The organism is Streptomyces sp. NPDC057271, assembly GCF_042668715.1.
Lineage (GTDB): Bacteria > Actinomycetota > Actinomycetes > Streptomycetales > Streptomycetaceae > Streptomyces.
The window spans coordinates 135106-158207 of sequence record NZ_JBHUYJ010000005.1 but is presented as its reverse complement, the minus strand read 5'-3'; the positions used below and the strand labels follow the sequence as shown (position 1 = coordinate 158207).

General features: G+C 71.5%; 27 protein-coding genes. 7 read left to right on the top strand and 20 right to left on the bottom strand.

The features are described from left to right. Positions 1–146 precede the first annotated feature (146 nt). The 3 genes from guaB to ACFUJR_RS04375 form a co-directional block, all read right to left on the bottom strand. Positions 147–1649, bottom strand: coding sequence for an IMP dehydrogenase (gene guaB, locus ACFUJR_RS04385; RefSeq protein ID WP_383173956.1), 1503 nt, complete (start codon positions 1647–1649; stop codon positions 147–149). Between the two features lie 139 nt (positions 1650–1788). Further along, positions 1789–2391 (bottom strand): sigma-70 family RNA polymerase sigma factor, encoded by a 603-nt coding sequence (locus tag ACFUJR_RS04380; protein WP_383173959.1) that lies wholly within the window; start codon positions 2389–2391, stop codon positions 1789–1791. A 572-nt stretch (positions 2392–2963) separates the two neighbouring features. Then, a complete protein-coding gene (locus tag ACFUJR_RS04375; protein ID WP_003948568.1) occupies positions 2964–3575 on the bottom strand; it encodes a response regulator transcription factor in 612 nt (203 codons plus the stop codon). A 452-nt stretch (positions 3576–4027) separates the two neighbouring features. On the opposite strand from ACFUJR_RS04375, the gene ACFUJR_RS04370 reads away from it, so the two are divergent. Further along, positions 4028–4363 carry a WhiB family transcriptional regulator gene (locus tag ACFUJR_RS04370; protein ID WP_352188429.1) on the top strand — a complete coding sequence of 112 codons (336 nt, stop codon included), beginning with the start codon at positions 4028–4030 and terminating at the stop codon, positions 4361–4363. Positions 4364–4492: 129 nt separating this feature from the next. Here the strand turns inward: ACFUJR_RS04370 and ACFUJR_RS04365 are convergent, their stop codons facing one another. Beyond that, positions 4493–5383: a LysR family transcriptional regulator gene (locus tag ACFUJR_RS04365; protein ID WP_383173962.1), complete on the bottom strand. Its 891-nt coding sequence runs from the start codon at positions 5381–5383 to the stop codon at positions 4493–4495. A gap of 81 nt (positions 5384–5464) precedes the next feature. On the opposite strand from ACFUJR_RS04365, the gene ACFUJR_RS04360 reads away from it, so the two are divergent. From ACFUJR_RS04360 to ACFUJR_RS04350, 3 genes are all read left to right on the top strand, one after another. Continuing rightward, a complete protein-coding gene (locus ACFUJR_RS04360) occupies positions 5465–6142 on the top strand; it encodes an MOSC domain-containing protein (RefSeq protein WP_383173965.1) in 678 nt (225 codons plus the stop codon). Positions 6143–6180: 38 nt separating this feature from the next. Further along, the gene (locus tag ACFUJR_RS04355) at positions 6181–6954 is read left to right on the top strand and encodes an SDR family NAD(P)-dependent oxidoreductase (RefSeq protein ID WP_383173968.1); all 774 of its coding nucleotides are present in this window, start codon (positions 6181–6183) and stop codon (positions 6952–6954) included. A 234-nt stretch (positions 6955–7188) separates the two neighbouring features. Continuing rightward, a complete protein-coding gene (locus tag ACFUJR_RS04350; protein ID WP_383173971.1) occupies positions 7189–7902 on the top strand; it encodes an ester cyclase in 714 nt (237 codons plus the stop codon). Between the two features lie 104 nt (positions 7903–8006). On the opposite strand, the gene groL is transcribed toward ACFUJR_RS04350, so the two are convergent. Both groL and groES read right to left on the bottom strand, forming a co-directional pair. Beyond that, positions 8007–9635, bottom strand: coding sequence for a chaperonin GroEL (gene groL / locus ACFUJR_RS04345; RefSeq protein WP_383173974.1), 1629 nt, complete (start codon positions 9633–9635; stop codon positions 8007–8009). Between the two features lie 117 nt (positions 9636–9752). Then, complete coding sequence (gene groES, locus ACFUJR_RS04340) at positions 9753–10061, bottom strand: co-chaperone GroES (protein ID WP_057584642.1); 309 nt, start codon at positions 10059–10061, stop codon at positions 9753–9755. 251 nt (positions 10062–10312) lie between these two features. Here groES and ACFUJR_RS04335 point away from each other — a divergent pair, with 251 nt between their 5' ends. Continuing rightward, complete coding sequence (locus tag ACFUJR_RS04335) at positions 10313–10435, top strand: hypothetical protein (RefSeq protein ID WP_383173978.1); 123 nt, start codon at positions 10313–10315, stop codon at positions 10433–10435. Between the two features lie 35 nt (positions 10436–10470). Here ACFUJR_RS04335 and ACFUJR_RS04330 read toward each other — a convergent pair whose 3' ends face one another. Both ACFUJR_RS04330 and ACFUJR_RS04325 read right to left on the bottom strand, forming a co-directional pair. After that, positions 10471–10713, bottom strand: coding sequence for a hypothetical protein (locus ACFUJR_RS04330; protein ID WP_383173981.1), 243 nt, complete (start codon positions 10711–10713; stop codon positions 10471–10473). Beyond that, positions 10710–11633, bottom strand: a complete 924-nt coding sequence (locus ACFUJR_RS04325; protein WP_383173984.1) for a polysaccharide deacetylase family protein — start codon at positions 11631–11633, stop codon at positions 10710–10712. Before ACFUJR_RS04325 ends, ACFUJR_RS04330 begins: the two co-directional genes overlap by 4 nt. A gap of 109 nt (positions 11634–11742) precedes the next feature. On the opposite strand from ACFUJR_RS04325, the gene ACFUJR_RS04320 reads away from it, so the two are divergent. Continuing rightward, positions 11743–12924 (top strand): SAM-dependent methyltransferase, encoded by a 1182-nt coding sequence (locus ACFUJR_RS04320; RefSeq protein WP_383174019.1) that lies wholly within the window; start codon positions 11743–11745, stop codon positions 12922–12924. Positions 12925–12974: 50 nt separating this feature from the next. Here the strand turns inward: ACFUJR_RS04320 and ACFUJR_RS04315 are convergent, their stop codons facing one another. From ACFUJR_RS04315 to tsaB, 8 genes are all read right to left on the bottom strand, one after another. Continuing rightward, positions 12975–13592 (bottom strand): hypothetical protein, encoded by a 618-nt coding sequence (locus ACFUJR_RS04315; RefSeq protein WP_383173987.1) that lies wholly within the window; start codon positions 13590–13592, stop codon positions 12975–12977. 10 nt (positions 13593–13602) lie between these two features. Then, on the bottom strand, positions 13603–14922 hold the full coding sequence (locus ACFUJR_RS04310) for an RNA polymerase sigma factor (protein WP_383173990.1): 1320 nt from the start codon (positions 14920–14922) through the stop codon (positions 13603–13605). A 33-nt stretch (positions 14923–14955) separates the two neighbouring features. Further along, a complete protein-coding gene (locus ACFUJR_RS04305; protein WP_383173993.1) occupies positions 14956–15312 on the bottom strand; it encodes a YciI family protein in 357 nt (118 codons plus the stop codon). Positions 15313–15407: 95 nt separating this feature from the next. Further along, positions 15408–16265: a polysaccharide deacetylase family protein gene (locus tag ACFUJR_RS04300; protein WP_383173996.1), complete on the bottom strand. Its 858-nt coding sequence runs from the start codon at positions 16263–16265 to the stop codon at positions 15408–15410. 36 nt (positions 16266–16301) lie between these two features. Continuing rightward, positions 16302–16556 (bottom strand): hypothetical protein, encoded by a 255-nt coding sequence (locus ACFUJR_RS04295; protein ID WP_352188417.1) that lies wholly within the window; start codon positions 16554–16556, stop codon positions 16302–16304. Then, a complete protein-coding gene (gene tsaD / locus ACFUJR_RS04290; protein WP_383174000.1) occupies positions 16553–17680 on the bottom strand; it encodes a tRNA (adenosine(37)-N6)-threonylcarbamoyltransferase complex transferase subunit TsaD in 1128 nt (375 codons plus the stop codon). Before tsaD ends, ACFUJR_RS04295 begins: the two co-directional genes overlap by 4 nt. Then, the gene (gene rimI / locus ACFUJR_RS04285; protein ID WP_383174022.1) at positions 17670–18149 is read right to left on the bottom strand and encodes a ribosomal protein S18-alanine N-acetyltransferase; all 480 of its coding nucleotides are present in this window, start codon (positions 18147–18149) and stop codon (positions 17670–17672) included. The genes tsaD and rimI overlap by 11 nt, the downstream gene beginning before the upstream one ends. A gap of 104 nt (positions 18150–18253) precedes the next feature. Continuing rightward, a complete protein-coding gene (gene tsaB / locus ACFUJR_RS04280; protein ID WP_383174003.1) occupies positions 18254–18907 on the bottom strand; it encodes a tRNA (adenosine(37)-N6)-threonylcarbamoyltransferase complex dimerization subunit type 1 TsaB in 654 nt (217 codons plus the stop codon). Between the two features lie 133 nt (positions 18908–19040). Here tsaB and ACFUJR_RS04275 point away from each other — a divergent pair, with 133 nt between their 5' ends. Then, complete coding sequence (locus tag ACFUJR_RS04275) at positions 19041–19577, top strand: hypothetical protein (protein ID WP_383174025.1); 537 nt, start codon at positions 19041–19043, stop codon at positions 19575–19577. Between the two features lie 269 nt (positions 19578–19846). Here the strand turns inward: ACFUJR_RS04275 and ACFUJR_RS04270 are convergent, their stop codons facing one another. The 4 genes from ACFUJR_RS04270 to alr form a co-directional block, all read right to left on the bottom strand. Next, on the bottom strand, positions 19847–20014 hold the full coding sequence (locus ACFUJR_RS04270) for a hypothetical protein (RefSeq protein ID WP_383174006.1): 168 nt from the start codon (positions 20012–20014) through the stop codon (positions 19847–19849). A 110-nt stretch (positions 20015–20124) separates the two neighbouring features. Then, entirely contained in the window at positions 20125–20616 is a 492-nt protein-coding gene (gene tsaE, locus ACFUJR_RS04265) for a tRNA (adenosine(37)-N6)-threonylcarbamoyltransferase complex ATPase subunit type 1 TsaE (RefSeq protein WP_361442520.1), read from the bottom strand. A gap of 10 nt (positions 20617–20626) precedes the next feature. Then, positions 20627–21799, bottom strand: coding sequence for an alpha/beta fold hydrolase (locus tag ACFUJR_RS04260; RefSeq protein ID WP_383174010.1), 1173 nt, complete (start codon positions 21797–21799; stop codon positions 20627–20629). Between the two features lie 71 nt (positions 21800–21870). Further along, positions 21871–23019, bottom strand: a complete 1149-nt coding sequence (gene alr / locus ACFUJR_RS04255) for an alanine racemase (RefSeq protein WP_383174013.1) — start codon at positions 23017–23019, stop codon at positions 21871–21873. Positions 23020–23102 lie beyond the last annotated feature (83 nt).

Genomic DNA, 23102 nt, shown 5'->3' with positions numbered 1-23102 from the left:
TTGCGGAGGTGTTGACCGCCCCAGGTATAGACCTAGGGAACGGTGTGGTGCTTTCCCCTTTGCTTCGGCCCCGACAAGCCCCCCAAAAAAAAAGTGGGGGGGGGTTCCCGGCCACAGGCAAAACCCCCCCCACGCGTCGCGCTGCGTTACTTCCTGCTGTAGTTCGGCGCCTCGACGGTCATCTGGATGTCGTGCGGGTGGCTCTCCTTGAGGCCCGCGGAGGTGATCCGGACGAACCGGCCCTTGGACTCCATCTCGGCGACGGTGGCCGCACCCACATAGCCCATCGTCTGGCGGAGGCCGCCGACGAGCTGGTGCAGGACGTTGGAGAGCGGGCCGCGGTACGGGACCTGGCCCTCGACGCCCTCGGGCACGAGCTTGTCGTCGGAGGCGACCTCGGCCTGGAAGTAGCGGTCCTTCGAGTACGACCGGCCCTGGCCGCGGGACTGCATGGCACCGAGCGAGCCCATGCCGCGGTACGACTTGAACTGCTTGCCGTTGATGAAGAGCAGCTCGCCGGGCGACTCCTCACAGCCCGCGAGGAGGCTGCCGAGCATCACGGTGTCGGCGCCGGCGGCCAGTGCCTTGCCGATGTCGCCGGAGTACTGCAGACCGCCGTCGCCGATCAGCGGGACACCGGCGGGACGGGCCGCGAGAGAGGCCTCGTAGATGGCGGTGACCTGCGGGACGCCGATACCGGCGACCACGCGGGTGGTGCAGATGGAGCCGGGGCCGACACCGACCTTGATGCCGTCGACACCGGCGTCGATCAGCGCCTGCGCGCCGTCGCGCGTGGCGACGTTTCCGCCGATCACGTCGACGTTCACGCTCGACTTGATCTTCGCCATCCAGCTCAGGGCGTTGCTGTTGTGGCCGTGCGAGGTGTCGACGACCAGGAAGTCCACGCCGGCGGCGGCGAGCGCCTGGGCGCGCTCCAGCGCCTCGGGGCTGGCGCCCACGGCGGCACCGACGAGCAGGCGGCCCTCGGCGTCCTTGGCGGCGTTCGGGTACTTCTCCGCCTTGACGAAGTCCTTGACGGTGATGAGGCCCTTGAGCACGCCCCCGTCGTCGACCAGCGGCAGCTTCTCGATCTTGTGGCGGCGCAGCAGCTCCATGGCGTCGACGCCGGAGATGCCGACCTTGCCGGTGACCAGCGGCATCGGGGTCATGACCTCGCGGACCTGGCGGCTGCGGTCGCTCTCGAAGGCCATGTCGCGGTTGGTCACGATGCCGAGCAGCTTGCCGTCGGGGTTGGTGACCGGGACGCCGCTGATGCGGAACTTGGCGCACAGCGCGTCCGCCTCGGCGAGCGTCGCCTCCGGGTGCACGGTGATGGGGTCCGTGACCATGCCGGACTCGGAGCGCTTGACGAGGTCGACCTGGTTGACCTGGTCCTCGACGGACAGGTTCCGGTGGAGCACGCCGACGCCGCCCAGACGGGCCATCGCGATCGCCATGCGGGACTCGGTCACCTTGTCCATCGCCGCGGAGAGCAGCGGGATGTTGACCCGGACGTTGCGCGAGATGCGGGACGAGGTGTCGACCGCGTTGGGGAGCACCTCGGATGCTCCCGGCAGCAGCAGTACGTCGTCGTAGGTCAGCCCGAGTGTCGCGAATTTACCGGGCACTCCGTCGACGTTTGCAGTCATGACACCTTCCCCAATGGCCTTGATCGGTGCGGATGTCCATGCTAACGGGCCTCGACGGTGTCTCATTCCACGATCAAGATCAGAGAGCAGCTTTGGACGTTCGTACGTATACGTGAGGGCCACCGGCCCTCATCGACCCTTACTGCTCGGCCAGTGCCCGCAGACGGCTGAGCGCGCGGTGCTGCGCCACCCGTACCGCCCCCGGGGACATCCCGAGCATCTGCCCCGTCTCCTCGGCCGTGAGGCCGACCGCCACGCGCAGGACCAGCAGCTCGCGCTGGTTCTCCGGAAGGTTGGCGAGCAGCTTCTTGGCCCATTCGGCATCGTCGCTGAGCAGCGCGCGCTCCTCGGGGCCCAGGGAGTCGTCGGGCCGTTCGGGCATCTCGTCGGAGGGGACGGCCGTCGATCCCGGGTGCCGCATCGCGGCCCGCTGCAGGTCCGCGACCTTGTGTCCGGCGATGGCGAAGACGAAGGCCTCGAAGGGCCTGCCCGTGTCCCGGTAGCGCGGCAGCGCCATCAGGACGGCGACGCAGACCTCCTGCGCGAGGTCCTCGACGAAGTGGCGAGCGTCACCGGGCAGCCGGTTCAGCCGCGTACGGCAGTAGCGCAGCGCCAGCGGATGCACGCGCGCCAGAAGGTCGTGCGTGGCCTGCTCGTCCCCCTCGACGGCGCGATGGACGAGCGCACCGATCTCCCCTGGCCCTACGGGCATGGGGGATCCCATGGTCTCGTCGTCGCGCATCGCTCCATGGTGCCTTGCCGCCTCGGCGTCCGCGGCACCGCGTCCGTTGTTGTGCACCGAAGCGTTATGAGCAGGTGCGCCGGAACTCATCTCCTGCGCCCTCCCCTTCCGCTCGATCGACTCGTCCCCGAGGAACTCCACATCTCAAGGATGCGGCATCCCGCGCGGAAGTGACACAAGCCGCGGCGACCGAGGCCCGCCGACCTCCGTGACGGGACCCCGGGCCAGGGCCCCGTCCGCGCCCTGGCGGACGGGGAAACGGCAGGTCGTCACCGCCCAGGGCGTGCTGCGAGCGTCCCGCCCGGCGACGCCCGGCGCGCGCGGTCGCTGCGTTGTCGGGGCCGCCCGAGTACACCCGGCGCACGCGGTCGCTGCGTTGTCGGGTCGTCCGAGTACACCCGGCGCACGCGGTCGCTGCGTTGTCGGGTCGTCCGAGTACACCCGGCACGAGGACGACCCTCCGCCTTGCGATCGCACGCTTCCCCGAGCTCTCGGCTGCGCGCGAGCAGGGGGACCGCCGTGATCCGCGGGGCCCGCCCTTCGGGCGGACGGCGCCGCGTTCGCAACGCGCCCTAGCGGACCAGGCCCCACCGGAAGCCGAGGGCGACGGCGTGCGCCCGGTCCGATGCGCCCAGCTTCTTGAAGAGCCGCCGGGCGTGCGTCTTCACCGTGTCCTCGGAGAGGAAGAGCTCGCGTCCGATCTCCGCGTTGGACCGGCCGTGGCTCATGCCTTCGAGCACCTGGATCTCACGTGCGGTGAGCGTCGGCGCCGCGCCCATCTCGGCCGACCGCAGACGGCGCGGGGCGAGCCGCCAGGTCGGGTCGGCGAGGGCCTGGGTGACCGTGGCCCGCAGCTCGGCGCGCGAGGCGTCCTTGTGCAGATAGCCACGGGCGCCCGCGGCGACCGCGAGCGCGACACCGTCCAGGTCCTCCGCGACGGTGAGCATGATGATGCGGGCGCCGGGGTCGGCGGACAGCAGCCGGCGGACGGTCTCCACACCACCCAGACCGGGCATGCGTACGTCCATCAGGATCAGGTCCGAGCGGTCCGCGCCCCAGCGGCGGAGGACTTCCTCGCCGTTGGCCGCGGTGGTCACGCGCTCCACGCCGGGCACGGTCGCGACCGCGCGGCGAAGAGCCTCTCGGGCAAGCGGGGAGTCGTCGCAGACGAGGACGGATGTCATGGCCGCCCTCCGCAGCTGATGCGCGTCACCTAGAGCCTCCAGGGCTGGTACGTATCGTCACCTGTGCGGTTGACGCTCTCGGACACCTGCCCGAGCGCTTGTTCCTTCAACCGCCTCCGCACTCTCAACGACGGTCACTCGAAAGAGTTACGGGTCGGACGGCCGCCTTCGGCACTCTACGTGAGGGAGCGCGCACGGAAGAGAGCGCCGCAGGTCATCCGCCCTTCACTGGAAGCTATGCCCCATTTAGCGAGTTTTCTTCCCTTTCTGTGGTGTCTGTGGCTAGATTCGCAATGAGTCATATTTACATCTACTTAGACAGTAGTTGTACGGTCGGGTCGAACCCGCAGGAGCGGGTACGCGAGACCCACGGGGGAGTGAAGGGCCCCCGGCACATCAGCCATCCACCCGCCCACCAATCCGTTCGACACGGTTTCAAGGGGACAAGCGCAATGGCAGATTTCTCCCGCCTTCCGGGACCCAACGCCGATCTTTGGGACTGGCAGCTGCTCGCGGCCTGCCGCGGAGTCGACAGTTCCCTGTTCTTCCACCCCGAGGGAGAGCGTGGCGCGGCACGGAGTGCGCGTGAGAACTCGGCGAAAGAGGTCTGCATGCGGTGCCCGGTACGCGCGGAATGCGCGGCACACGCACTCGCCGTACGCGAGCCCTACGGCGTATGGGGCGGCCTCACCGAGGACGAACGCGAAGAGCTCATGGGACGGGCCCGCAATCGCCTGATCACGGCTTCGGCCACGGCGTCGGGTTCGGCAGGCGTAGGGCGCGCCTGAACTTCTGATCGCCCGAAGGTATGAAGGAACGTTTCTGCTGCTCCGGACGGGCCGGGGTCGCGCCTCTCCCGGCCCCACGGGGCCGCGGCGCACGCGGCCCGGGGCCCCTGTGGGGGCGGCGGCGGACCGTCAGCGTCCGGCCGCCCGGGTCAGTTCGTCGAGGGTCGCCGCGACCGCCGGGACCTTGGCCAGGTCGGGCAGCGTGAGGGCGACGATCTCGCGTTCCACGGCCGGCTCCACGACCACGGTCCGCGCCCCCTTGGGACGTACGGACTCGATGGCGAGCTGAGGCAGGACCGCGACGCCCAGGCCGGCGCCGACGAGCCCGACCACGGCCGGGTAGTCGTCGGTGGCGAAGTCGATGCGCGGGGTGAACCCGGCCTTCTCGCACACCTCCACGAGCTGGCGCCGGCAGCGCGGGCAGCCCGCGATCCAGGACTCCTCGGCCAGCTCGGCGATGCCCACCGCGTCCGCGTCGGCCAGGCGGTGCCCGTCGGGCACGAGGCCCACCAGGCGGTCGGCGAGCAGCGGCCGGACGATCAGGTCGTCCCACTCCGCCGGACCCGCTCCGTAGCGGAAGGCCAGGGCCACGTCGCAGTCGCCGTCGCGCAGCATCTCCACCGAGCGCGGCGGTTCGGCCTCCACGAGCGAGACCCGCGTGCCCGGGTGCGCCGCGCGCAGAGCGGCGAGGGCGGTCGGGACCAGCGTGGAGCTGCCGCTGGGGAAGGAGACCAGCCGGACGCGTCCGGCGCGCAGCCCGGCGATCGCGGCCACCTCCTCCTCGGCGGCGGTGAGCCCCGCGAGGATGCCCGAGGCATGCCGGACCAGGGCCTCGCCCGCCTGCGTGAGCCGCATCTCGCGGCCGGTCCTGATGAGCAGGGGCGTACCTGCGGAGCTCTCCAGCGCCTTCATCTGCTGGCTCACCGCGGGCTGGGTGCAGCCGAGTCGGCGTGCGGCGGCGGAGAAGGAGCCGGTCGCGGCGACGGCGCGCAGGACGCGGAGATGACGGGCCTCGATCATGGTTCGAGCATAAGCGATGCTTGGAATTCAAGGCGAATACCCCTTGGAGGCTTTGGGCCCGAGAGGACTTATGGTGCCTTTATGAAGGTTCTGAGCGTGAATGTCGGGCGGGCCATGGCCGTGGAGTACACGGACACCGCGTCCGGGATGACCGGCATCGACAAGCGTCCGGTGAAGGGTCCGGTACGGGTCGAGGCGCCGGGCCCGCGCGGTGTCGGGGCGAGCGGGCTCGCCGGGGACAGCGTGTGCGACCTCCGCTTCCACGGCGGGGACGACCGCGCCGTGTCCGCCTTCGCCCGCGAGGACATGGACGTCTGGGAGCGCGAGCTGGGCCGGCCGCTGGCCGACGGCTCCTTCGGGGAGAACCTCACCACACTCGGGCTCGACGTGAACGGGGCCCTCATCGGCGAGCGTTGGCGGGTCGGCCCCGAGGTGGTTCTCGAAGTGACCGGCGGCCGCATCCCCTGCCGTACCTTCGCGGGCTTCATCGGGGAGAAGGGGTGGGTCCGGCGCTTCATGGGGTCGACCGCGGGCCCCGGCGCCCTGCTGCGCGTGATCGAGCCGGGCTCGTTCACGGTCGGCGACCCGCTCGAGGTCGTCCACCGTCCCGACCACGACATCACCGTCTCGCTGCTGCACCGGGCCGTGACGACCGAGCGCTCGCTACTGCCGCGCACCCTGGTCGCCGCCGCGTGGATGGACGCCGAACTGCTCGAACTGGCCCGTACCCACACGGAGAAGTACGGCACCGGCTCCTGAGCGCGGGGGTCCCGGCGCGGGGCACTAACGTGCCGCCCATGACGACTGCACTGATTACAGGCGCGACGGCGGGTATCGGGGCCGCCTTCGCGCGGAGGCTGGCGGCGGACGGACACGACATCGTGCTCGTGGCCCGCGATGTGAAGCGGCTGCGGGAGCAGGCGACCGAACTGCACGACCGGCACGGCATCGAGGCCGAGGTCCTCGCGGCGGATCTGTCCGAGGAGAAGGGGATCGCGGCCGTGGAGGCCCGGCTCTCCGACCCGAAGCAGCCGGTGGACCTGCTGGTGAACAACGCGGGCTTCGGCAACAAGGGCCGGTTCCTGGAAGTCTCCATGGCCGACGAGTTGAAGATGCTGACGGTGCACTGCGAGGCGGTGCTCCGGCTGACGTCGGCCGCGGCGGAGTCCATGCGCGCCCGCGGCCGGGGCGGGGTCGTCAACGTGGCCTCGGTGGCGGCGTTCGTCCCGCGGGGCACGTACGGGGCGTCGAAGGCGTGGGTCGTGCAGTTCACGCAGGGCGCGGCACGCGACCTGGCGGACAGCGGCGTACGGCTCATGGCGCTCTGCCCGGGCTTCGTTCGGACGGAGTTCCACGAGCGGGCCGGGATGGGGACGGAGAACATCCCGGGCTGGATGTGGCTCGACGCGGACAAGCTGGTGGCCACCGCGCTGCACGATCTGTCGCGCGGGAAGACGGTCTCCATCCCCGATCCCCGCTACAAGGCGCTGATGGGTGTGGTGAAGCTGACGCCGCGTGGTCTGCTCGGCGGGGTCTCCTCCAGGGCCGGCCGCAGCTACGGCCCCAGATAGCGGAATGGGGCGCTCCATGGTCCCGCCGCGTCCGGCCCTCAGGCTCCGATTACCTCGCTCGCGTCCAGTCGGACTCCCGTCACGGTGCCGTCCCGCCAGGTCACGTGGATCGTGCGGCCGGTGACCCGGACGGTGGCGAGGGTCGTGACGGGGTCCGGGTCCGGTTCGGCGGCCAGGGGCCCCGGGCCGCCCCGGACCTAGACTGGAAGGGTCCCACCCGGTCCGGGAGGTGCCATGACATTCGTACAGATAATCGATTGCAAGACCAGTCGGTTCGAGGATCTGAACCGGCTCATGGACAAGTGGGTCGAGCAGACCCAGGGCAAGCGGACGGCCAGCCACAGCGTCATCGGCAAGGACCGATCCGACTCGGAGCATCTCGTGGAGATCGTGGAGTTCCCCTCCTACGAGGTGGCGATGACCAACTCGCAGCTCCCCGAGACGGACCGCATCTTCCGGGAGATGGTCGCGCTCTGTGACGAGATGCCGACCTTCACCGACCTGGACATCGTGCGGGACATCCAGCTGTACAAGGGCAACGCCCAGCGGTTCTTCGAGCTCATCGCCGCCGAGGGCGAGCTTCCGCCGCTCGACGAGGTCCTCGCCGAGGGCTATCACGACCACGACCCGACCAACGAGCAGGACACCATGGGCATGGACGCGATCCGGCGCCAGGTGGAGATGTGGCGGGGCGGGTTCGACTTCGACTTCACCGTGAACGACCAGATCGCCGAGGGCGACCGGGTGTGCACGCGGTGGACCTGGGTCGCGACGCACAAGGGCGACTTCATGGGCCTCATGCCCACCGCACCCCGCACGAAGGTCTCGATGACCGGCACGACGATCCACCAGTTCAGGAAGGACGGCAAGATCGCGGAGGGCTGGTGGCAGTACGACCTGCTCGGCCTCATGGAGCAGCTCGGCGCCGTGGACGCGTCGGAGACGTAGAGGCGGCGGATCCCCTGGCGGTTCGGGCGGCAGGCCCGGAGAACACCGAGGTCCGGCGCCCCCTTCTCGGGGACACCGGACCTCGGTGATCGGTTGGGCGCGCGTCAGTGCGAGTGGCCGTGACCGTGGCCGTGGCCCGCGTCCGCCGACTCCTCTTCCTTCTTCTCCACCACGAGGGTCTCGGTGGTGAGGAGGAGGGAGGCGATCGAGGCGGCGTTCTCCAGCGCGGAGCGCGTCACCTTCACCGGGTCGATGACGCCGGCCTTGACCAGGTCTCCGTACTCACCGGTCGCGGCGTTGAAGCCGTTGCCCTTGTCCAGCTCCGCCACCTTCGAGGTGATGACGTAGCCCTCGAGGCCGGCGTTCTCGGCGATCCAGCGCAGCGGCTCGACGGCGGCGCGGCGGACGACCGCGACACCCGTGGCCTCGTCGCCGGTCTTGCCGAGGTTGCCCTCCAGGACCTTGACCGCGTGGACCAGAGCGGAGCCACCACCGGAGACGATGCCCTCCTCGACCGCGGCGCGGGTCGCGGAGATGGCGTCCTCCAGACGGTGCTTCTTCTCCTTCAGCTCCACCTCGGTGGCGGCGCCGACCTTGATCACGCACACGCCGCCGGCCAGCTTCGCGAGGCGCTCCTGGAGCTTCTCGCGGTCCCAGTCGGAGTCGGTGGACTCGATCTCGGCCTTGATCTGGTTGACGCGGCCCGCGACGTCCTCGGAGTTGCCGCCACCGTCGACGATGGTGGTGTCGTCCTTGGTGATGGTCACGCGGCGGGCGGTGCCCAGCACGTCCAGACCGGCCTGGTCGAGCTTGAGGCCGACCTCCTCGGCGATGACGGTGGCACCGGTGAGGGTGGCCATGTCGCCGAGCATCGCCTTGCGGCGGTCGCCGAAGCCCGGGGCCTTGACGGCCACGGCGTTGAAGGTGCCACGGATCTTGTTGACGACCAGGGTCGACAGGGCCTCGCCCTCGACGTCCTCGGCGATGATCAGCAGCGGCTTGGAGGAGCCGGCCTGGATGACCTTCTCGAGGAGCGGCAGGAGGTCCTGGATCGAGGAGATCTTGCCCTGGTGGATCAGGATGTACGGGTCGTCGAGGACGGCCTCCATACGCTCCTGGTCGGTCACCATGTACGGGGACAGGTAGCCCTTGTCGAAGGCCATGCCCTCGGTGAAGTCGAGCTCCAGGCCGAAGGTGTTGGACTCCTCGACGGTGATGACACCGTCCTTGCCGACCTTGTCCATCGCCTCGGCGATGAGCTCGCCGACCTGCTGGTCCTGCGCGGAGAGCGCGGCCACGGCGGCGATGTCCGACTTGTCCTCGATCGGACGGGCGGTCGCGAGCAGCTCGTCGGAGACGGCCTTGACCGCGGCGTCGATGCCCTTCTTCAGGGCGGCCGGGGAGGCACCGGCGGCGACGTTCCTCAGGCCCTCGCGGACCAGAGCCTGGGCGAGCACGGTGGCGGTGGTGGTGCCGTCACCCGCGATGTCGTTGGTCTTGGTCGCCACCTCCTTCACCAGCTGGGCGCCGAGGTTCTCGTACGGGTCCTCGATCTCGACCTCACGGGCGATCGTGACACCGTCGTTGGTGATGGTGGGAGCGCCGAACTTCTTGTCGATGACGACGTTGCGACCCTTCGGGCCGATCGTCACCTTCACGGTGTCGGCAAGCTTGTTGACGCCGCGCTCAAGGGCGCGACGGGCGTCCTCGTCGAACTTCAGGATCTTCGCCATGGGAGCGATTCAGCCCTCTCGGATGTCGAAAAACTGGTGAAACCGAACTGCGCCCCGGACGCCCGGTGCGGGGTCAGGGGCGCAGCTCAAAGCATGTGCTTCAGGTACTTCGGTGAATTACTTCTCGATGATCGCGAGCACGTCGCGAGCCGAGAGGACGAGGAACTCCTCGCCGTTGTACTTCACCTCGGTGCCGCCGTACTTGCTGTACAGCACGACATCGCCGACCTTGACGTCGAGCGGCAGGCGCTCGCCGTTCTCGAAGCGGCCCGGACCCACGGCGAGGACAGCACCCTCCTGGGGCTTCTCCTTCGCGGTGTCCGGGATGACCAGGCCAGAGGCGGTGGTCTGCTCGGCGTCGAGCGGCTGGACCACAATGCGGTCCTCGAGCGGCTTGATGGCAACCTTGGAGCTGGTGGTCGTCACGATCCGACCTCCCCCTTCGGAGATCTCACGGGGCTAACTGTCTGGGGTGGCGACCAGGTGGATCCGTCGTCGCGGGTGCCGGACCTGCCCGTCGCTGTGTTGGCACTCTCCAGTGGTGAGTGCCAGAGCCGAGACTATGACTGCGATTAGCACTCGGTCAAGCGGAGTGCCAATTCAGTGCCGCGTGGCGATTCGGTCCCGGTACGGGCAACGGCGCGACGGAGCCGAAGGTTCCGTACAAGGGTGCGAGCGTGACGACCCCCCGGCCCTCGGTGCGCACCGGTGCCGCCACCCTGACCGGACCGCTCTTCCTGGTCCGCGAGGGCGTACTCGCCCTGGCCGCCCTCACCTTCCTCGCGATGCGGAAGTGGTGACCCACGCGCATCCCGCGCACCCGACCGGAACGCCCTCACCCCCGGTCGGCCTCACCGGCCCTTGACGGCGCCGCGCCGTCGTCCGGGCGGGAGAGCGTGTGCAAGACGCCGGCCGCCGTCCTCGAGAGCGCCCCGCTGCCCGCCCCCGCCTCCCCGACCCGTGCGGCCGCCTTACGGCCCAGCCGCTCGATCGGGTCCACGGACGAGGCGCTCCCCGTCACCCCCGCGAGCGCGCCGGCCAGCACCAGGACCGCCGCCACCCGGCGCGCGCGTCTCACACGTAGTCCTCGAGCTTCGCGACCGCGTACCCCTTGGCCGTGATCGTCTTCATCACGCGGCGGACCATGTCGGCCATCGAGCCCTTCCAGTCTCCCTTGCCGCGGAAGTGCGTGAGCACGATGTCACCGGGGTGCAGGTCCCGGTCCCACTCGCGCCACTCCATCCGGTCCGGGAAGGCCTCCGCGGCCCAGAGCGGGACCGCCTTCACACCACACGTCTTCGCCGCGCGCAGCGTGTCCTCGTTGTAGTTGCCGTACGGCGGGCGGAAGAGCGGGGGCCGCTTGCCGTACCGCTTCTCGATGACGTCCTGCATGCCGCAGATCTCCCGCTTCTGCGCCGCGTACGAAAGGCCGGGCAGATAGCGGTGGTTGAGGGTGTGGTTGTGCAGGGAGACCCCGGAGTCCCGCATCTTCTCGAAGTACCCGTAGTCGTCCTTGACGACGTAGTCGCTGAGGAAGGCGCTGTAGGGGATCTGCAGCTCGCTCATCATCCGCAGCAGCTCGGGGTCCTTCTCCGCACCGTCGTCGATCGTCAGGAAGACGACCTTCTGCTTGGTCGGCACGGTGGTGAAGACCGGCGGCAGGCCCTCGCCGTCGGTCTCGAAGCCCTTGCGCGTGGTGATCTTCGGCTTCACCACGGGCGGGGCCGGAGCCTCCAGGGGCGGGCGTTCGAGCCCCCACTTCTTGGCGGCGAGCACCCGCGCGGCGCGGCGCTCGCGGACCTTCTCGACGTACGAGTCGAGTGCGGCGGCCGCACCCTGGCCCTGCTGCTGGCCGGCGGCGGGAGGCGCGGGCGCCTTGCGTCCGCTCTCGGCGCCCCCTTCCTCGCCGGAGGGGCCCGCACAGGCGGATCCGAGCGCGGCGACGACAAGCGCCGCAGCCACCGAACGACGGAGGAACAGCGCCCGCTTAGTGCGCATCTGTTCTTTTTGTCTTACTAGCTGCATGGCGCCGCATCCTGTCAGCGCCGAGACCCCCAGGGCCGCCGACACCGCCGCCCGGCGCCCACCATCCCCCGGCTGGCCCACAATGGGACGGGTGACCGACCTCGCCGCCTTCACCGCCCTGCTCTCCCCCGAGGGCCAGACGCTGCTCGACGCCCTGCGCGACTACGACCCGGCCCGGGAACTCGCCGTCGCCTCCCGGCTGCGCCGTGAGCACCCCGCCGAGCTGGTCTCGGCGGCGCTCGGACAGGCCCGGCTGCGTCAGCGCGCGGTGGCGAAGTTCGGCGCCGAGGACGCGTACCGGATGTACTTCACCCCCAACGGCGTCGAGCAGTCGACGCGGGCGACGGTGGGGGCGTACCGCGCGGAGCGGCTCCGCGGGCTCGGGGTGCGCCGCGTGGCGGATCTGTGCGGCGGGATCGGCGGGGACGCCCTCGCGTTCGCCCGGGCCGGGATCGCGGTCCTGGCCGTGGACCGCGACCCGCTGACGGCCGAGGTCGCCCGCGCCAACGCCGACGCGCTCGGGCTCGCCGACCTGATCGAGGTGCGGTGCGCGGACGTGACCGAGATCGACACAAGCCCGTACGACGCCGTCTTCGTGGACCCCGCCCGCCGAGGCGGGCGGGGCAGGATCTTCGACCCCGAGGCGTACTCGCCACCGCTCTCCTGGGCCGTCGAGGCCGCCCGTACGGCCCGGCACGCGGCGCTGAAGATCGCCCCCGGCATCCCGCACGAGGCGGTGCCGGAGGAGGCCGAGGCCGAGTGGATCTCCGACGGCGGAGACGTGAAGGAGGCCGTGCTGTGGTTCGGCACTTCTCCCGGCACCCGCCGCGCCACCCTCCTCCCCTCCGGCGCGAGCCTGACCGGCCGCAGCCTGCCCGATCCGGCGGTCCGCCCGATGGGCCGCTACCTCTACGAGCCGGACGGCGCGGTCATCCGCGCGCATCTGGTCGCCGAGGTGGCCGAGGAGCTCGGCGGGGGCCTGATCGACGAGACGATCGCGTACGTCACGGCGGACGCCCTCACGCCCACCCCGTACGCCACGGCGTACGAGATCACCGACGAACTGCCCTTCAACCTCAAGAAGCTGAAGGCGCTGCTGAGGGAGCGGGAGGTCGGCACGCTGACGGTGAAGAAGCGCGGTTCGGCGGTCGAACCCGAGGAGATCCGCCGCCGGGTCAAGCCGAAGGGCCCGAACGCCGCCACCGTCGTCCTGACCCGGGTCGCGGGAGCCCCGACGATGCTGATCGGCCACCCGGCGACGTAACGGCACGGGCGGTACGACCGACCTCCGCACGACCGCCGTACGGCCCCTGGCTACGCCGCGAGCCGTACCGCCAGCCGGTAGTGCCCGATCGCCTTCACGACGCCGGTCAGGCCGCTGCCCCAGAGCCCGAGCCCCGCGCCCACGAAGTACACGACCGCGCCGTAGCCGCCGCTCCCCGGGCCGGTCGCCTCCGCGGGCACGGCCAGCGAGATCCACAGGCCGAGGGCGCACAGCGCGAGGGACACCAGCAGCCAGACCACGCTCAGCACGGGCTCCCGCAGCCGCGCGTCGGCCGCGCGGTCGCCGTCCAGGGCCGCCCACAGCACCAGCCGTTCACGCGCCTGCCGGTCACGGCGGACGCCCCGGGCGAGGAAGAAGACGGCGGGGACCACGGCACCGAGCCCGAGCGCCACGAAGAAGCAGGCGAACAGGCCCGAGAACGGGTCGAGGGACTCGTCCAGCATGATGAACCCGGCGCCGCAGATCCCCCAGCCGAGCTGGAGGGCCGCCACCCACAGCAGAAAGACCGACAGCCGCGCTCCGCCCAGCAGATGGCGGTTGAGCTCGGTCATCGCCCGTGCCCGGTCGGCCAGTCGGGCCGCACGGTCGGGCCAGCTCCGTATCTCGGCGGGCGGCGGAGGCGGAGGCAGGGGTGCGCGTGGGGACATGCGGCCGAGACTACCGAGCGCCCGACGCGCCCGACGCGCCCGGACCGTCCGCCCGTTCCGCCCATTCCCGCAGCAGCTCCCGCTCCCGCCGTTCCGCCCGTTCCGCCCGCTCCCGCAGCAGCTCCCGCTCCCGCTCGTTGCGGGTCAGCGAGGCCGCCCGCTCGAACTCCGCACGGGCCTCGTCCGACCGCCCGAGCCGTTCCAGCAGGTCTCCACGGACGCTCGGCAGCAAGTGGTACCCCGCCAGGGTGCGTTCCTCCGCCAGCTCGTCGACGAGGGCGAGGCCGGCCTCCGGGCCCTCGGCCATCGAGACGGCGACCGCGCGGTTCAACTCGACGACCGGCGAGGGGGCGACGGCCGCGAGGCGTTCGTACAGCGCGGCGATCGTCCGCCAGTCCGTCTCCTCGTAAGCCGGCGCCTTCGCGTGGCAGGCGGCGATCATGGCCTGAAGGGCGTACGGACCGTACGCACCGCTCTCGCCGGCCCGCCCGAGCGCCTCGAAACCGCGCAGGATCAGCCGCCGGTCCCAGCGGCTCCGGTTCTGGTCGGCGAGGAGGACCGGCCGTCCGTCCGAACCGGTCCTGGCCGCGGTCCGCGAGGCCTGGATCTCCAACAGGGCCGCCAGACCGTGGACTTCGCCCTCCTTCGGCATCAGTCCCGCGAGCACCCTGGCCAGCCGCAACGCGTCCTCGCACAGCGCCGGCCGCAGCAGGTCGTCGCCGGCGGTCGCCGCGTACCCCTCGTTGAAGACGAGGTAGATGACGTCCAGGACGGAGCCGAGCCGGGCGGCCCGCTCCTCCCCGTACGGCACCTCGAACTCCACGCCCGCCGTCGCCAGCGTCCGTTTCGCCCGCACGATCCGCTGCGCGACCGTCGCCTCCGGTACGAGGAAGGCGCGGGCGATCTCGTCCGTGCGCAGCCCGCCGACCAGCCGCAGGGTCAGCGCGATCCGGGCCTCGGCGGAGAGCACCGGGTGGCAGGCGGTGAAGATCAGCCGCAGCAGGTCGTCGTCGATGTCGCCGGGCCCGGACGGCTCGGGGTCGTGCGACTCCTCGGTCAGCTCCCGCCCGACCTCGGCCAGCTTGCGCGCGTACGTCTCCCGGCGCCGTACGAGGTCGACGGCGCGGTTCTTGGCCGCGGCAGTCAGCCAGGCCGCGGGCCGGTCGGGGACGCCCGTTCGCGGCCACTGCTCCAGGGCGGCCACGAAGGCGTCCTGGGCGATCTCCTCGGCGATGCCGACGTCACGGACGATCCGCGCGACGGACGCGATGATCCGTGGCGACTCCATCCGGAAGACGGTCTCGACGGCGCCGGGGGCGGGTGCGGTCATGGGTCCACCATGGCATCACCCGCCCCGGCCACGTCACATCTCCTCGATCTCGCGCACCTCACACGTCACCTTCCACTGCGGCGGGTGGATCTCCAGGAACCGCTTCGACCACTCGACCGCCTCGTCGATGTCCCGGCACTGGCTGATCGAGTAACCCCCGACGACCTCCTTGGTCTCGGTGAACGGGCCGTCGGTGTAGGAGATCTTCCCGCCGTCCCACACGACGCGCCTGCCCTCCTTGGTCGGCTTGAGCCCGGCCGTCTCCAGCATCACCCCGGCCTTGGTGATCTCCTCGAAGAGCGCGCCCATGCGCTCCTCGAAGCCGGGGTCGGCGTCCTCCATGGCGAAGGAGCCCTCTTCGATGCGGACCATCGTCAGGTAGCGCGGCATGGTCGTTCTCCTTGCGTGGCGGCGGGGCTGTTCCCCGCCTTTCACTCATACGTCGAACGGGCTCGCCCCGCATCGACACGCGGTGCGGAAAACCTTCACACGTAGTCCTCCAGGCGGGCGACCGTGAAGCCCTGCTCCTGGATGTGGCGGAGCATGTTGGCCGTCATGCGCGTCATCGACGTGCCCTTGAGCTCGGCCGGGCCGCGGAAGTGGGCCAGGATGATGTCGCCCGGGTGCAGCTTCCCGTCGGCGCGCTGGTACTGCATGTTCTTGATCTGCATCGACTCGCGCCACAGCACGATCGCGTCGACACCGCACTCGCCCGCGGCCGCGCGGGTGTCCTCGTTCCAGTTGCCGTACGGCGGGCGGAAGAGCCGCGGCTTCGCGCCGTACTCCTTCGCCAGCTTCGTCTGCTGGCCGCATATCTCCCGGCTCTGGGCGGCCCGGCCGAGGGTGCGCAGGTCGGGGTGGGTCAGGGTGTGGTTGGCCACGCCGTTGCCGAGGTCGCCCAGGCGGGCGAAGTACGCGTAGTCGGCGCGTATGGCCGAGTCGGTGAGGAACATCGTCACCGGGACCTCGAGCTCCTCCATCATCGTCACGAACTCGGGGTCCTTCTCGGCCCCGTCGTCGATCGTGATGAAGACGATCCTGTCCTTCGTCGGTATCTCGCTGATGACGGGGACGGGACCGCCCGGGCTCCGCCTGACCGGCTTGACCCGGGGCGGCGCGGGCGGGGCGGCGAAGGGCTTGAGTCCCCACTTCCGGTACGCCGCCGAGGCCTCGGCGGCACGGTCGGGAGCCGGGGCGCCTGTCCCGGCCGAGGCCGTCGCCGGCGCGGACGGTCTCGTGCCGGTGGGCTCCGCCCCCGCCGAGCCGCCGCAGCCCGTCACGAGGAGCGTGGCGACGGTCAGCGCCGCCCAGGTCACGATCTTCTTGTCCACGCCGTGTCTCACGCCGTGGATGATGCCGAACGCGGCCGGGGGGTTGCCTCAGTCCACGGACTCGAAGCGCCAGCGGTGCACCGGCCTGGTGATGAGGTCCGCCGCCGGCTCCGGCAGTTCGGGCAGCTCGGCGTCCGGCGCCGGGGCGTCCCACCAGGTCAGCACGAGCACGCGGTCCTGCGGGGCCCGGAAGGTCTCGCGCCGTAGCGGCTCGTACGGAAGCTCCCGCGACCGCGCCCACTCCAGGAGTTCGGCGCCCCGGCCCTGGACGGCCCGGGCCTCCCACATGAGCGTGAGGATCACGGGTAGAGGTTCTCCTTGCTCATCTCGTGCACATGGTCGTGGTCGTGGGTGTGACCGTGTCCGTGGTCGTGGCCGTCCGCGCCCGGCACGTGCGGGTCCGTCACCGGGAGCGAGGAGTCCGCCGACAGCTCCAGGTCGGAGGCCGGGCGGTTCCGGGCCACCATCTCCGCGCCCAGGGCCGCCACCATCGCCCCGTTGTCCGTGCACAGCCCGGGCCGCGGCACCCGCAGCCGGATCCCGGCCCGCTCGCACCGCTCCAGGGCCAGCGCCCGCAGCCGCGAGTTGGCCGCGACTCCGCCGCCGATCATCAGGTGGTCGACGCCCTCGTCCTTGCAGGCGCGCACGGCCTTCCGGGTGAGCACGTCGACGACGGCCTCCTGGAAGGACGCGGCCACGTCCCGTACCGGCACCTCCTCGCCCGCCGCCCGCTTGGCCTCGATCCAGCGGGCGACCGCCGTCTTGAGACCGGAGAAGGAGAAGTCGTACGCGGGGTCCTTCGAGCCGGTCAGTCCGCGCGGGAAGGCGATCGCGTTCGGGTCGCCCTCCCTCGCGAGCCGGTCGATGACCGGGCCGCCGGGGAAGCCGAGGTCGAGGACGCGCGCGATCTTGTCGAAGGCCTCGCCGGCCGCGTCGTCGATGGTCGCGCCCATGGGCCGGACGTCGGCGGTGATGTCGGGGGCGAGCAGCAGCGAGGAGTGCCCGCCGGAGACGAGCAGCGCCATCGTGGGCTCGGGCAGCGGGCCGTGCTCCAGCTGGTCGACGCAGATGTGCGAGGCCAGGTGGTTCACGCCGTACAGCGGCTTGCCCAGCGCGTACGCGTACGCCTTGGCCGCCGAGACGCCGACGAGCAGCGCTCCCGCGAGACCGGGGCCCGCCGTCACGGCGATGCCGTCGAGGTCGCGGGCGGAGACCCCGGCGTCCTTCAGGGCGCGCTCGATGGTAGGGACCATCGCCTCCAGGTGGGCGCGGGAGGCGATCTCGGGCACGACGCCGCCGAAGCGGGCGTGGGTGTCGACGCTGGAGGCGACGGCGTCGGCGAGCAGCGTCGTGCCCCGGACGATGCCGACCCCGGTCTCGTCGCAGGAGGTCTCGATACCGAGTACGAGCGGTTCGTCAGCAGCCATCGGAATCAGTTCCAGTTTCGGTCTCAGTTGCTTGAACGGTCAGTCGCATCACCAGCGCGTCGACGTTGCCCGGCTGGTAGTAGCCGCGCCGGAAGCCGATCGGCTCGAAGCCGAAGCGCTCGTAGAGCTTCTGGGCCCGGGTGTTGTCCACCCTCACCTCCAGGAGCACCTCTTCGCACTCGAACGCGGTGGCGTGGTGGAGCAGGTCGGTGAGCAGCCGCGCGCCGAGCCCGGTGCCCCACTGGTCGCGGGCGACGGCGATCGTCTGGACGTCGCCGAGGCCGCCGGCGGCGGCCAGCCCCGCGTACCCGACGATCCGCCCCTCGGCCTCCGCCACGACGTAACGGCGGGTGGCGCGCGGGCCACGGGCGTGGGCCAGCTCGGACCAGAACATCCCCTCGGACCAGGCGTCCTCGGGGAACAGCTCGTGTTCGAGCACGAGCACGGGCTCGAGGTCCCACCAGCGCATCTCGCGCAGCGCCGCGGCGCCGGACGCGGACGGTCCGGAACCCGCGGGCTGTCCGGCGGACGGTCCGGAACCCGCGGACGGTCCGGCTGCGGGCTGTCCTGCGGTCACTTGGGCGTGACCACCTTGTAGTTCTTCGGCACCTGGGCATCGGGGCGGCGCAGGTACATCGGCAGCGGGTCGAGGAAGTCGGCGCCCGCCGCGAGCCGCTCCGCCGCGAGCGCGGCCAGCGCGCCGGCCGACTGGTGCTCGGGGTCGCGGGCGTCCGGGAAGACCTCGGGGTACAGGCGCGCCCCCGCGCCGACGACCGGCAGCCCGGCGACCTCTTCGGCGATCTCGGCGGGCCGGTCGACAGCCGCGTCGGTGACGCGCGTACGGGAGTTCTCGTACCGCGCCCAGTAGACCTCCTTGCGGCGCGCGTCCGTCGCGACGACGAACGGCTCCTCGATCCCGGAGGCGTACGCGAGCCCGTCCAGGGTGCAGAGCCCGTGCACGGGTACGCCGAGGACGGAGGCGAAGGTCGAGGCGGTGACGAGTCCGACGCGCAGGCCGGTGTAAGGCCCCGGCCCGACGCCGACCACGAGGCCGGTGACCGCGTCGAGCTTCAGCCCCGCCTCGTTCAGGACCCGGTCGACGGCGGGCAGCAGCAGCTCCCCGTGACGGCGGGCGTCGACCTGCCGCGACTCGGCGACGACGGATTCGCCGTCGTGGAGGGCGACGGTGACGGCGGGCGTGGCGGTATCCATGGCGAGCAAGAGCACGCAAACAGCCTACGGCTCCCGGCCGGTCCGCACGGCGCCCCGTCCCGGTCGCCGGCGACTGCTACCGTCACGACCGATACGTACGTACGAAGGAAAGGTGGGCGGCAGGGTGGCACGGAGCAGCTCGGGATTCGTGGCCGGGCTCACGGCGGCGGCGATCGCCGCGGTCGCCTTCCTCGCCTACCAGGCGTCGGCGAACGCGCCCGCGGACGTCTCGGCCAAGCCGAGGACCACCGCGGCCCCCTCCTCCGCCGCCACCGGTGGCCCGCAGAAGCCCGTCAAGGACCCGCTCGCCGTGCCGGCAAACTCGGGCAGCGGAACGCGTGTCGTGTACGCGCTGGGCGAGCGGCGGGTGTGGCTGGTGGACGCGAAGGGCCAGGCCACGCAGACCTTCTCGGTCATGCCGAGCACGGTCCACCCGGCGCCGGGGTCGTACAAGGTGACCTCGCGCTCGGGCGCGGTGACCGGCTCGGACGGCGTGGCGATCGAGCACGTGGTGCGGTTCGCGAGCGTGGAGGACGTCTCGGTCGGCTTCAGCGCGGCCGTCGACGGCTCGCTCTCCACGCCCGACCCGACGCGGAAGACGGGCGGCATCCGCATGAAGCGCGCGGACGGCGACGCGATGTGGATGTTCGCGACGATCGGCGCGAAGGTCGTGGTCGTCGCGTAGGACGTCGTGGTCGTCGCGCGGCTCCAGGACGTCGTGGTCGTCGCGCAGGAACGCGACGACCGGACGCACGCGGAGCCGAGACGCCGACGCCGGCCGCCACTCCTGGCGGCGAACCGTTCGGCCGGTCGCCTCCACCGGTACCGAGCCGCCCTCGGCGCTGCCCCTGCCCCCGAACCTCGCGTGTGCCCCCGAACCTCGCGCGCCGGGCGCGCGCGGCCCACGCGCCGTGGCGTACACGCCGGGCAGTACCGGCCCTTCACCCGTACGGGCTACGCCGCCTCGCGCTCGATGTCCCGCTCGACGGTGTCCGGGCGGAGGGTCTCCGGGCTGTCGGACTCTCTCGGCGGGGTCGACACTGCGGTCGCCGCGGCACAGGAGGCCAGCAGCTCACTCATCGAGATCCGCGCCTCCGCGCGCTCGCGCTCTGGCGTCGCCATGCATGCCTCCCGTAGGTTAGGTACACCTAACCAGCTCGTGCATCCATGTGACCACGGCTCGTACGCTCGCCGCAACATCTTCCCGACACCTTGTCGGAACCTACGTACGTTCAGCTCAGCGCGAGGTTCTCGTCCGCCCACCGGGCGCCGATGCCGCGCAGCACGACCGTGCGCCGGTCGTCGTCCGTGTCGCCCACCACGCGGTGGATCAGGATGTGCAGCCGGTCGTCGGTGAGGTCCTCGACCTTGCCGTCGCCCCACTCCACGACGACCACCGACTCGGGCAGCGAGACGTCCAGGTCGAGGTCCTCCATCTCGTCGAGCCCGCCGCCGAGGCGGTACGCGTCGACGTGGACCAGGGCCGGACCGCCGACCAGGGACGGATGGACGCGGGCGATGACGAAGGTCGGGGACGTGACGGCGCCGCGCACGCCGAGGCCCTCGCCCAGGCCGCGGGTCAGCGTCGTCTTGCCGGCGCCGAGTTCGCCGGTGAGCATCACGAGGTCGCCCGGGCGCAGCAGCTTCGCCAGACGACGGCCGATCTCCTGCATCTCCTCAGGGGAGTCGATGTCAAGGGTGGCAGCGGAGTGCGGTTCTTCCATACGGCCCAACCTAACTGCTGCCGGCGCCCGCCCTGGCCGCGGTCGCGGGCACCGCTCCGACCTTCGCCAGCAGGTCCGCGAGCCGGTCCGTCACCGCCTCGGGGTGCTCCAGCATCACCAGGTGCCCGGCGTCGGGCACGATGACCAGCTCCGCTTCCGGCAGCAGATCGGCGATCGCCTCCGTGTGCGAGCTGGGGGTGACCAGGTCACGGTCGCCGGCGAGCGCGAGCACGGGCACGTCGAGGAAGGCCGTGAGCGCCGCCGCCCTGTCGTGCTCGGCGAAGGCCGGGTAGAACTCCGCCACCACGTCGATCGGGGTGGACTCGATCATCCGCTCGGCGAACCGGGCGACGGCCGGGTCCACGTCCCTGGACGAGAAGGAGTACTTCTTGATCAGCCCGGCGAACAGGTCGGCCGTGGCCCTGCGGCCCCGTTCGACGAGTTCGGCCTGCGCACCGAGCGCCTTCAGGACGCCCGGGAGAACCCTTCGCACCGCGTTGACCCCGGCCGTGGGCAGCCCGTAGTTCACCTCGCCGAGCTTCCCCGCGGACGTCCCGACGAAGGCGACGCCGACGACCCGCTCGCGGACGAGGTCGGGGTGGCGGTCGGCGAGGGCCATGATCGTCATGCCGCCCATGGAGTGCCCGACCAGGACCAGAGGCCCCTCGGGCGCGGCGGCGTCGATGACGGCCTTGAGGTCGCGGCCCAGCTGGTCGATGGCGACCGGCACGCCGTCCGGCCCGGACTGGGAGACGCCCCGACCGGAGCGGCCGTGGCTGCGCTGGTCCCAGTAGACGGTACGGACGAGTCCGCGCAGGGCGTCCCGCTGGAAGTGCCAGGAGTCCTGGCCGAGGCAGTAGCCGTGGCTGAAGACCACGGTGACGGGCGCGGGCGCCTTGCGCCCGAAGAGTCTGCGGCGGCGCGGCGCCGGCGCGTCCGACTCGACGGCGTCGGTCTCGTAGTACAGCTCGGTGCCGTCGTCGGCGACCGCCTTGCCGGGGATGCCGCGCAGGGAGCCGTAGGGCGCGGAGGTGTCGAGGGCGAGCCGCGCCTTCTGCCGCATGCCGCGCCCGACCGTGAGCCGCTCCACGGCGACCCCGGCCGCCGCGCCGGCGGCGAGGACGCCTATCGCGGCACCGGCGAGACCGGCACGCCGCCAGTTGTCGGTACTGGACTCGCTCACTGCCGCTCCCTGTTCGGTCGGTGCTTACCCGTTCGCTCGGTCGGTGCTTACCCGTTCGCTCGGTCGTTCGCTCAGCCGTTCACATAGACGCGCGGGACGCGCGCGCCGATGCGGGTGACGATCTCGTACGCGATGGTGTCGGCGGCCTCGGCCCAGTCCTGGGCCGTCGGCTCGCCCCGGTCGCCGGGTCCGAAGAGTACGGCCTCGGTGCCGGGCTCGACGGTGTCGCCGTCGAGGTCCACGACGAACTGGTCCATGGCCACCCGCCCGGCGACCCGGCGCACCCGGTCGCCGACCAGGACGGGGCCGCGGCCGGAGGCGTGGCGCGGGATGCCGTCGGCGTACCCGACCGGCACGAGACCGAGCCGGGTCTCGCGCTCGGTGACGTAGTGGTGTCCGTAGCTGACGCCGTGGCCGGCCGGGACCTGCTTCACGAGCGCGACGCTCGCCTTCAGCGTCATCACGGGCCGCAGCCCGAAGTCGGCGGGGACGCCGAGTTCGGGGCTGGGCGAGACGCCGTACATGGCGATGCCGGGCCGGACCAGGTCGAAGTGGGTCTCCGGCAGGGTGAGGGTGGCCGGGGAGTTGGCGATGTGCCGGACCTCGGGCCGGACTCCGGCCTTCTCGGCGTAGTCGAGCATCGTGCGGAAGACGTCGAGCTGGGAGGCGATGGAGGGGTGTCCCGGCTCGTCGGCGCACGCGAAGTGCGACCAGAGCCCGGTGACCGTGACGCGGCCGTCCTTCTCCGCCTTGAGCGCCTCGCCGACGAGTTCGGGCCAGTCGGCGGGCTGGCAGCCGTTGCGCCCCAGGCCGGTGTCGGCCTTGAGCTGGATACGGGCCCGCCGCCCGGTCTCCCGCGCCGCCTCGACGACCTCGCGCAGGGCCCACATCCCGCTGACGGCCATGTCGAGACCGGCTTCGATGCCCTCGGCCCAGGGGTCGCCGGGGGTCCAGAGCCAGCACAGGACCGGGACGTCCGTGATCCCGGCGGCGCGCAGGGCGAGCGCCTCGTGCGGCGTGGCGGTGCCGAGCCAGGCGGCGCCTGCGTCGAGTGCGGCGCGGGCGCAGCGGACGGCGCCGTGTCCGTAGGCGTCGGCCTTGACCACGGCCATGACCTGGGCCTGGGGCGCGACACGGGCGCGCAGCGTGCGGACGTTCGCACGCAGCGCACCGAGGTCGATCTCGGCGCGGGCTCTGCGGGGCGGGGGTGTCTCAGTCATCGCGCCCAGTCTCTCAGGTGTCGGCTCCCGTACCGCTTTCCCGGGCTGTAGCCCCGATCACCCTCACCCGTGCCGCCTCCTAC

Excerpts from the sequence above, each read along its gene's own strand:
- guaB (WP_383173956.1), bottom strand. The coding sequence starts at position 1,649 with ATGACTGCAAACGTCGACGGAGTGCCCGGTAAATTCGCGACACTCGGG.
- ACFUJR_RS04380 (WP_383173959.1), bottom strand. The coding sequence starts at position 2,391 with ATGCGCGACGACGAGACCATGGGATCCCCCATGCCCGTAGGGCCAGGG.
- ACFUJR_RS04375 (WP_003948568.1), bottom strand. The coding sequence starts at position 3,575 with ATGACATCCGTCCTCGTCTGCGACGACTCCCCGCTTGCCCGAGAGGCT.
- ACFUJR_RS04370 (WP_352188429.1), top strand. The coding sequence starts at position 4,028 with ATGGCAGATTTCTCCCGCCTTCCGGGACCCAACGCCGATCTTTGGGAC.
- ACFUJR_RS04365 (WP_383173962.1), bottom strand. The coding sequence starts at position 5,383 with ATGATCGAGGCCCGTCATCTCCGCGTCCTGCGCGCCGTCGCCGCGACC.
- ACFUJR_RS04360 (WP_383173965.1), top strand. The coding sequence starts at position 5,465 with ATGAAGGTTCTGAGCGTGAATGTCGGGCGGGCCATGGCCGTGGAGTAC.
- ACFUJR_RS04355 (WP_383173968.1), top strand. The coding sequence starts at position 6,181 with ATGACGACTGCACTGATTACAGGCGCGACGGCGGGTATCGGGGCCGCC.
- ACFUJR_RS04350 (WP_383173971.1), top strand. The coding sequence starts at position 7,189 with ATGACATTCGTACAGATAATCGATTGCAAGACCAGTCGGTTCGAGGAT.
- groL (WP_383173974.1), bottom strand. The coding sequence starts at position 9,635 with ATGGCGAAGATCCTGAAGTTCGACGAGGACGCCCGTCGCGCCCTTGAG.
- ACFUJR_RS04325 (WP_383173984.1), bottom strand. The coding sequence starts at position 11,633 with ATGCGCACTAAGCGGGCGCTGTTCCTCCGTCGTTCGGTGGCTGCGGCG.
- ACFUJR_RS04320 (WP_383174019.1), top strand. The coding sequence starts at position 11,743 with ATGGGACGGGTGACCGACCTCGCCGCCTTCACCGCCCTGCTCTCCCCC.
- ACFUJR_RS04315 (WP_383173987.1), bottom strand. The coding sequence starts at position 13,592 with ATGTCCCCACGCGCACCCCTGCCTCCGCCTCCGCCGCCCGCCGAGATA.
- ACFUJR_RS04310 (WP_383173990.1), bottom strand. The coding sequence starts at position 14,922 with ATGACCGCACCCGCCCCCGGCGCCGTCGAGACCGTCTTCCGGATGGAG.
- ACFUJR_RS04305 (WP_383173993.1), bottom strand. The coding sequence starts at position 15,312 with ATGCCGCGCTACCTGACGATGGTCCGCATCGAAGAGGGCTCCTTCGCC.
- tsaD (WP_383174000.1), bottom strand. The coding sequence starts at position 17,680 with ATGGCTGCTGACGAACCGCTCGTACTCGGTATCGAGACCTCCTGCGAC.
- rimI (WP_383174022.1), bottom strand. The coding sequence starts at position 18,149 with ATGCGCTGGTGGGACCTCGAGCCCGTGCTCGTGCTCGAACACGAGCTG.
- ACFUJR_RS04270 (WP_383174006.1), bottom strand. The coding sequence starts at position 20,014 with ATGGCGACGCCAGAGCGCGAGCGCGCGGAGGCGCGGATCTCGATGAGT.
- tsaE (WP_361442520.1), bottom strand. The coding sequence starts at position 20,616 with ATGGAAGAACCGCACTCCGCTGCCACCCTTGACATCGACTCCCCTGAG.
- alr (WP_383174013.1), bottom strand. The coding sequence starts at position 23,019 with ATGACTGAGACACCCCCGCCCCGCAGAGCCCGCGCCGAGATCGACCTC.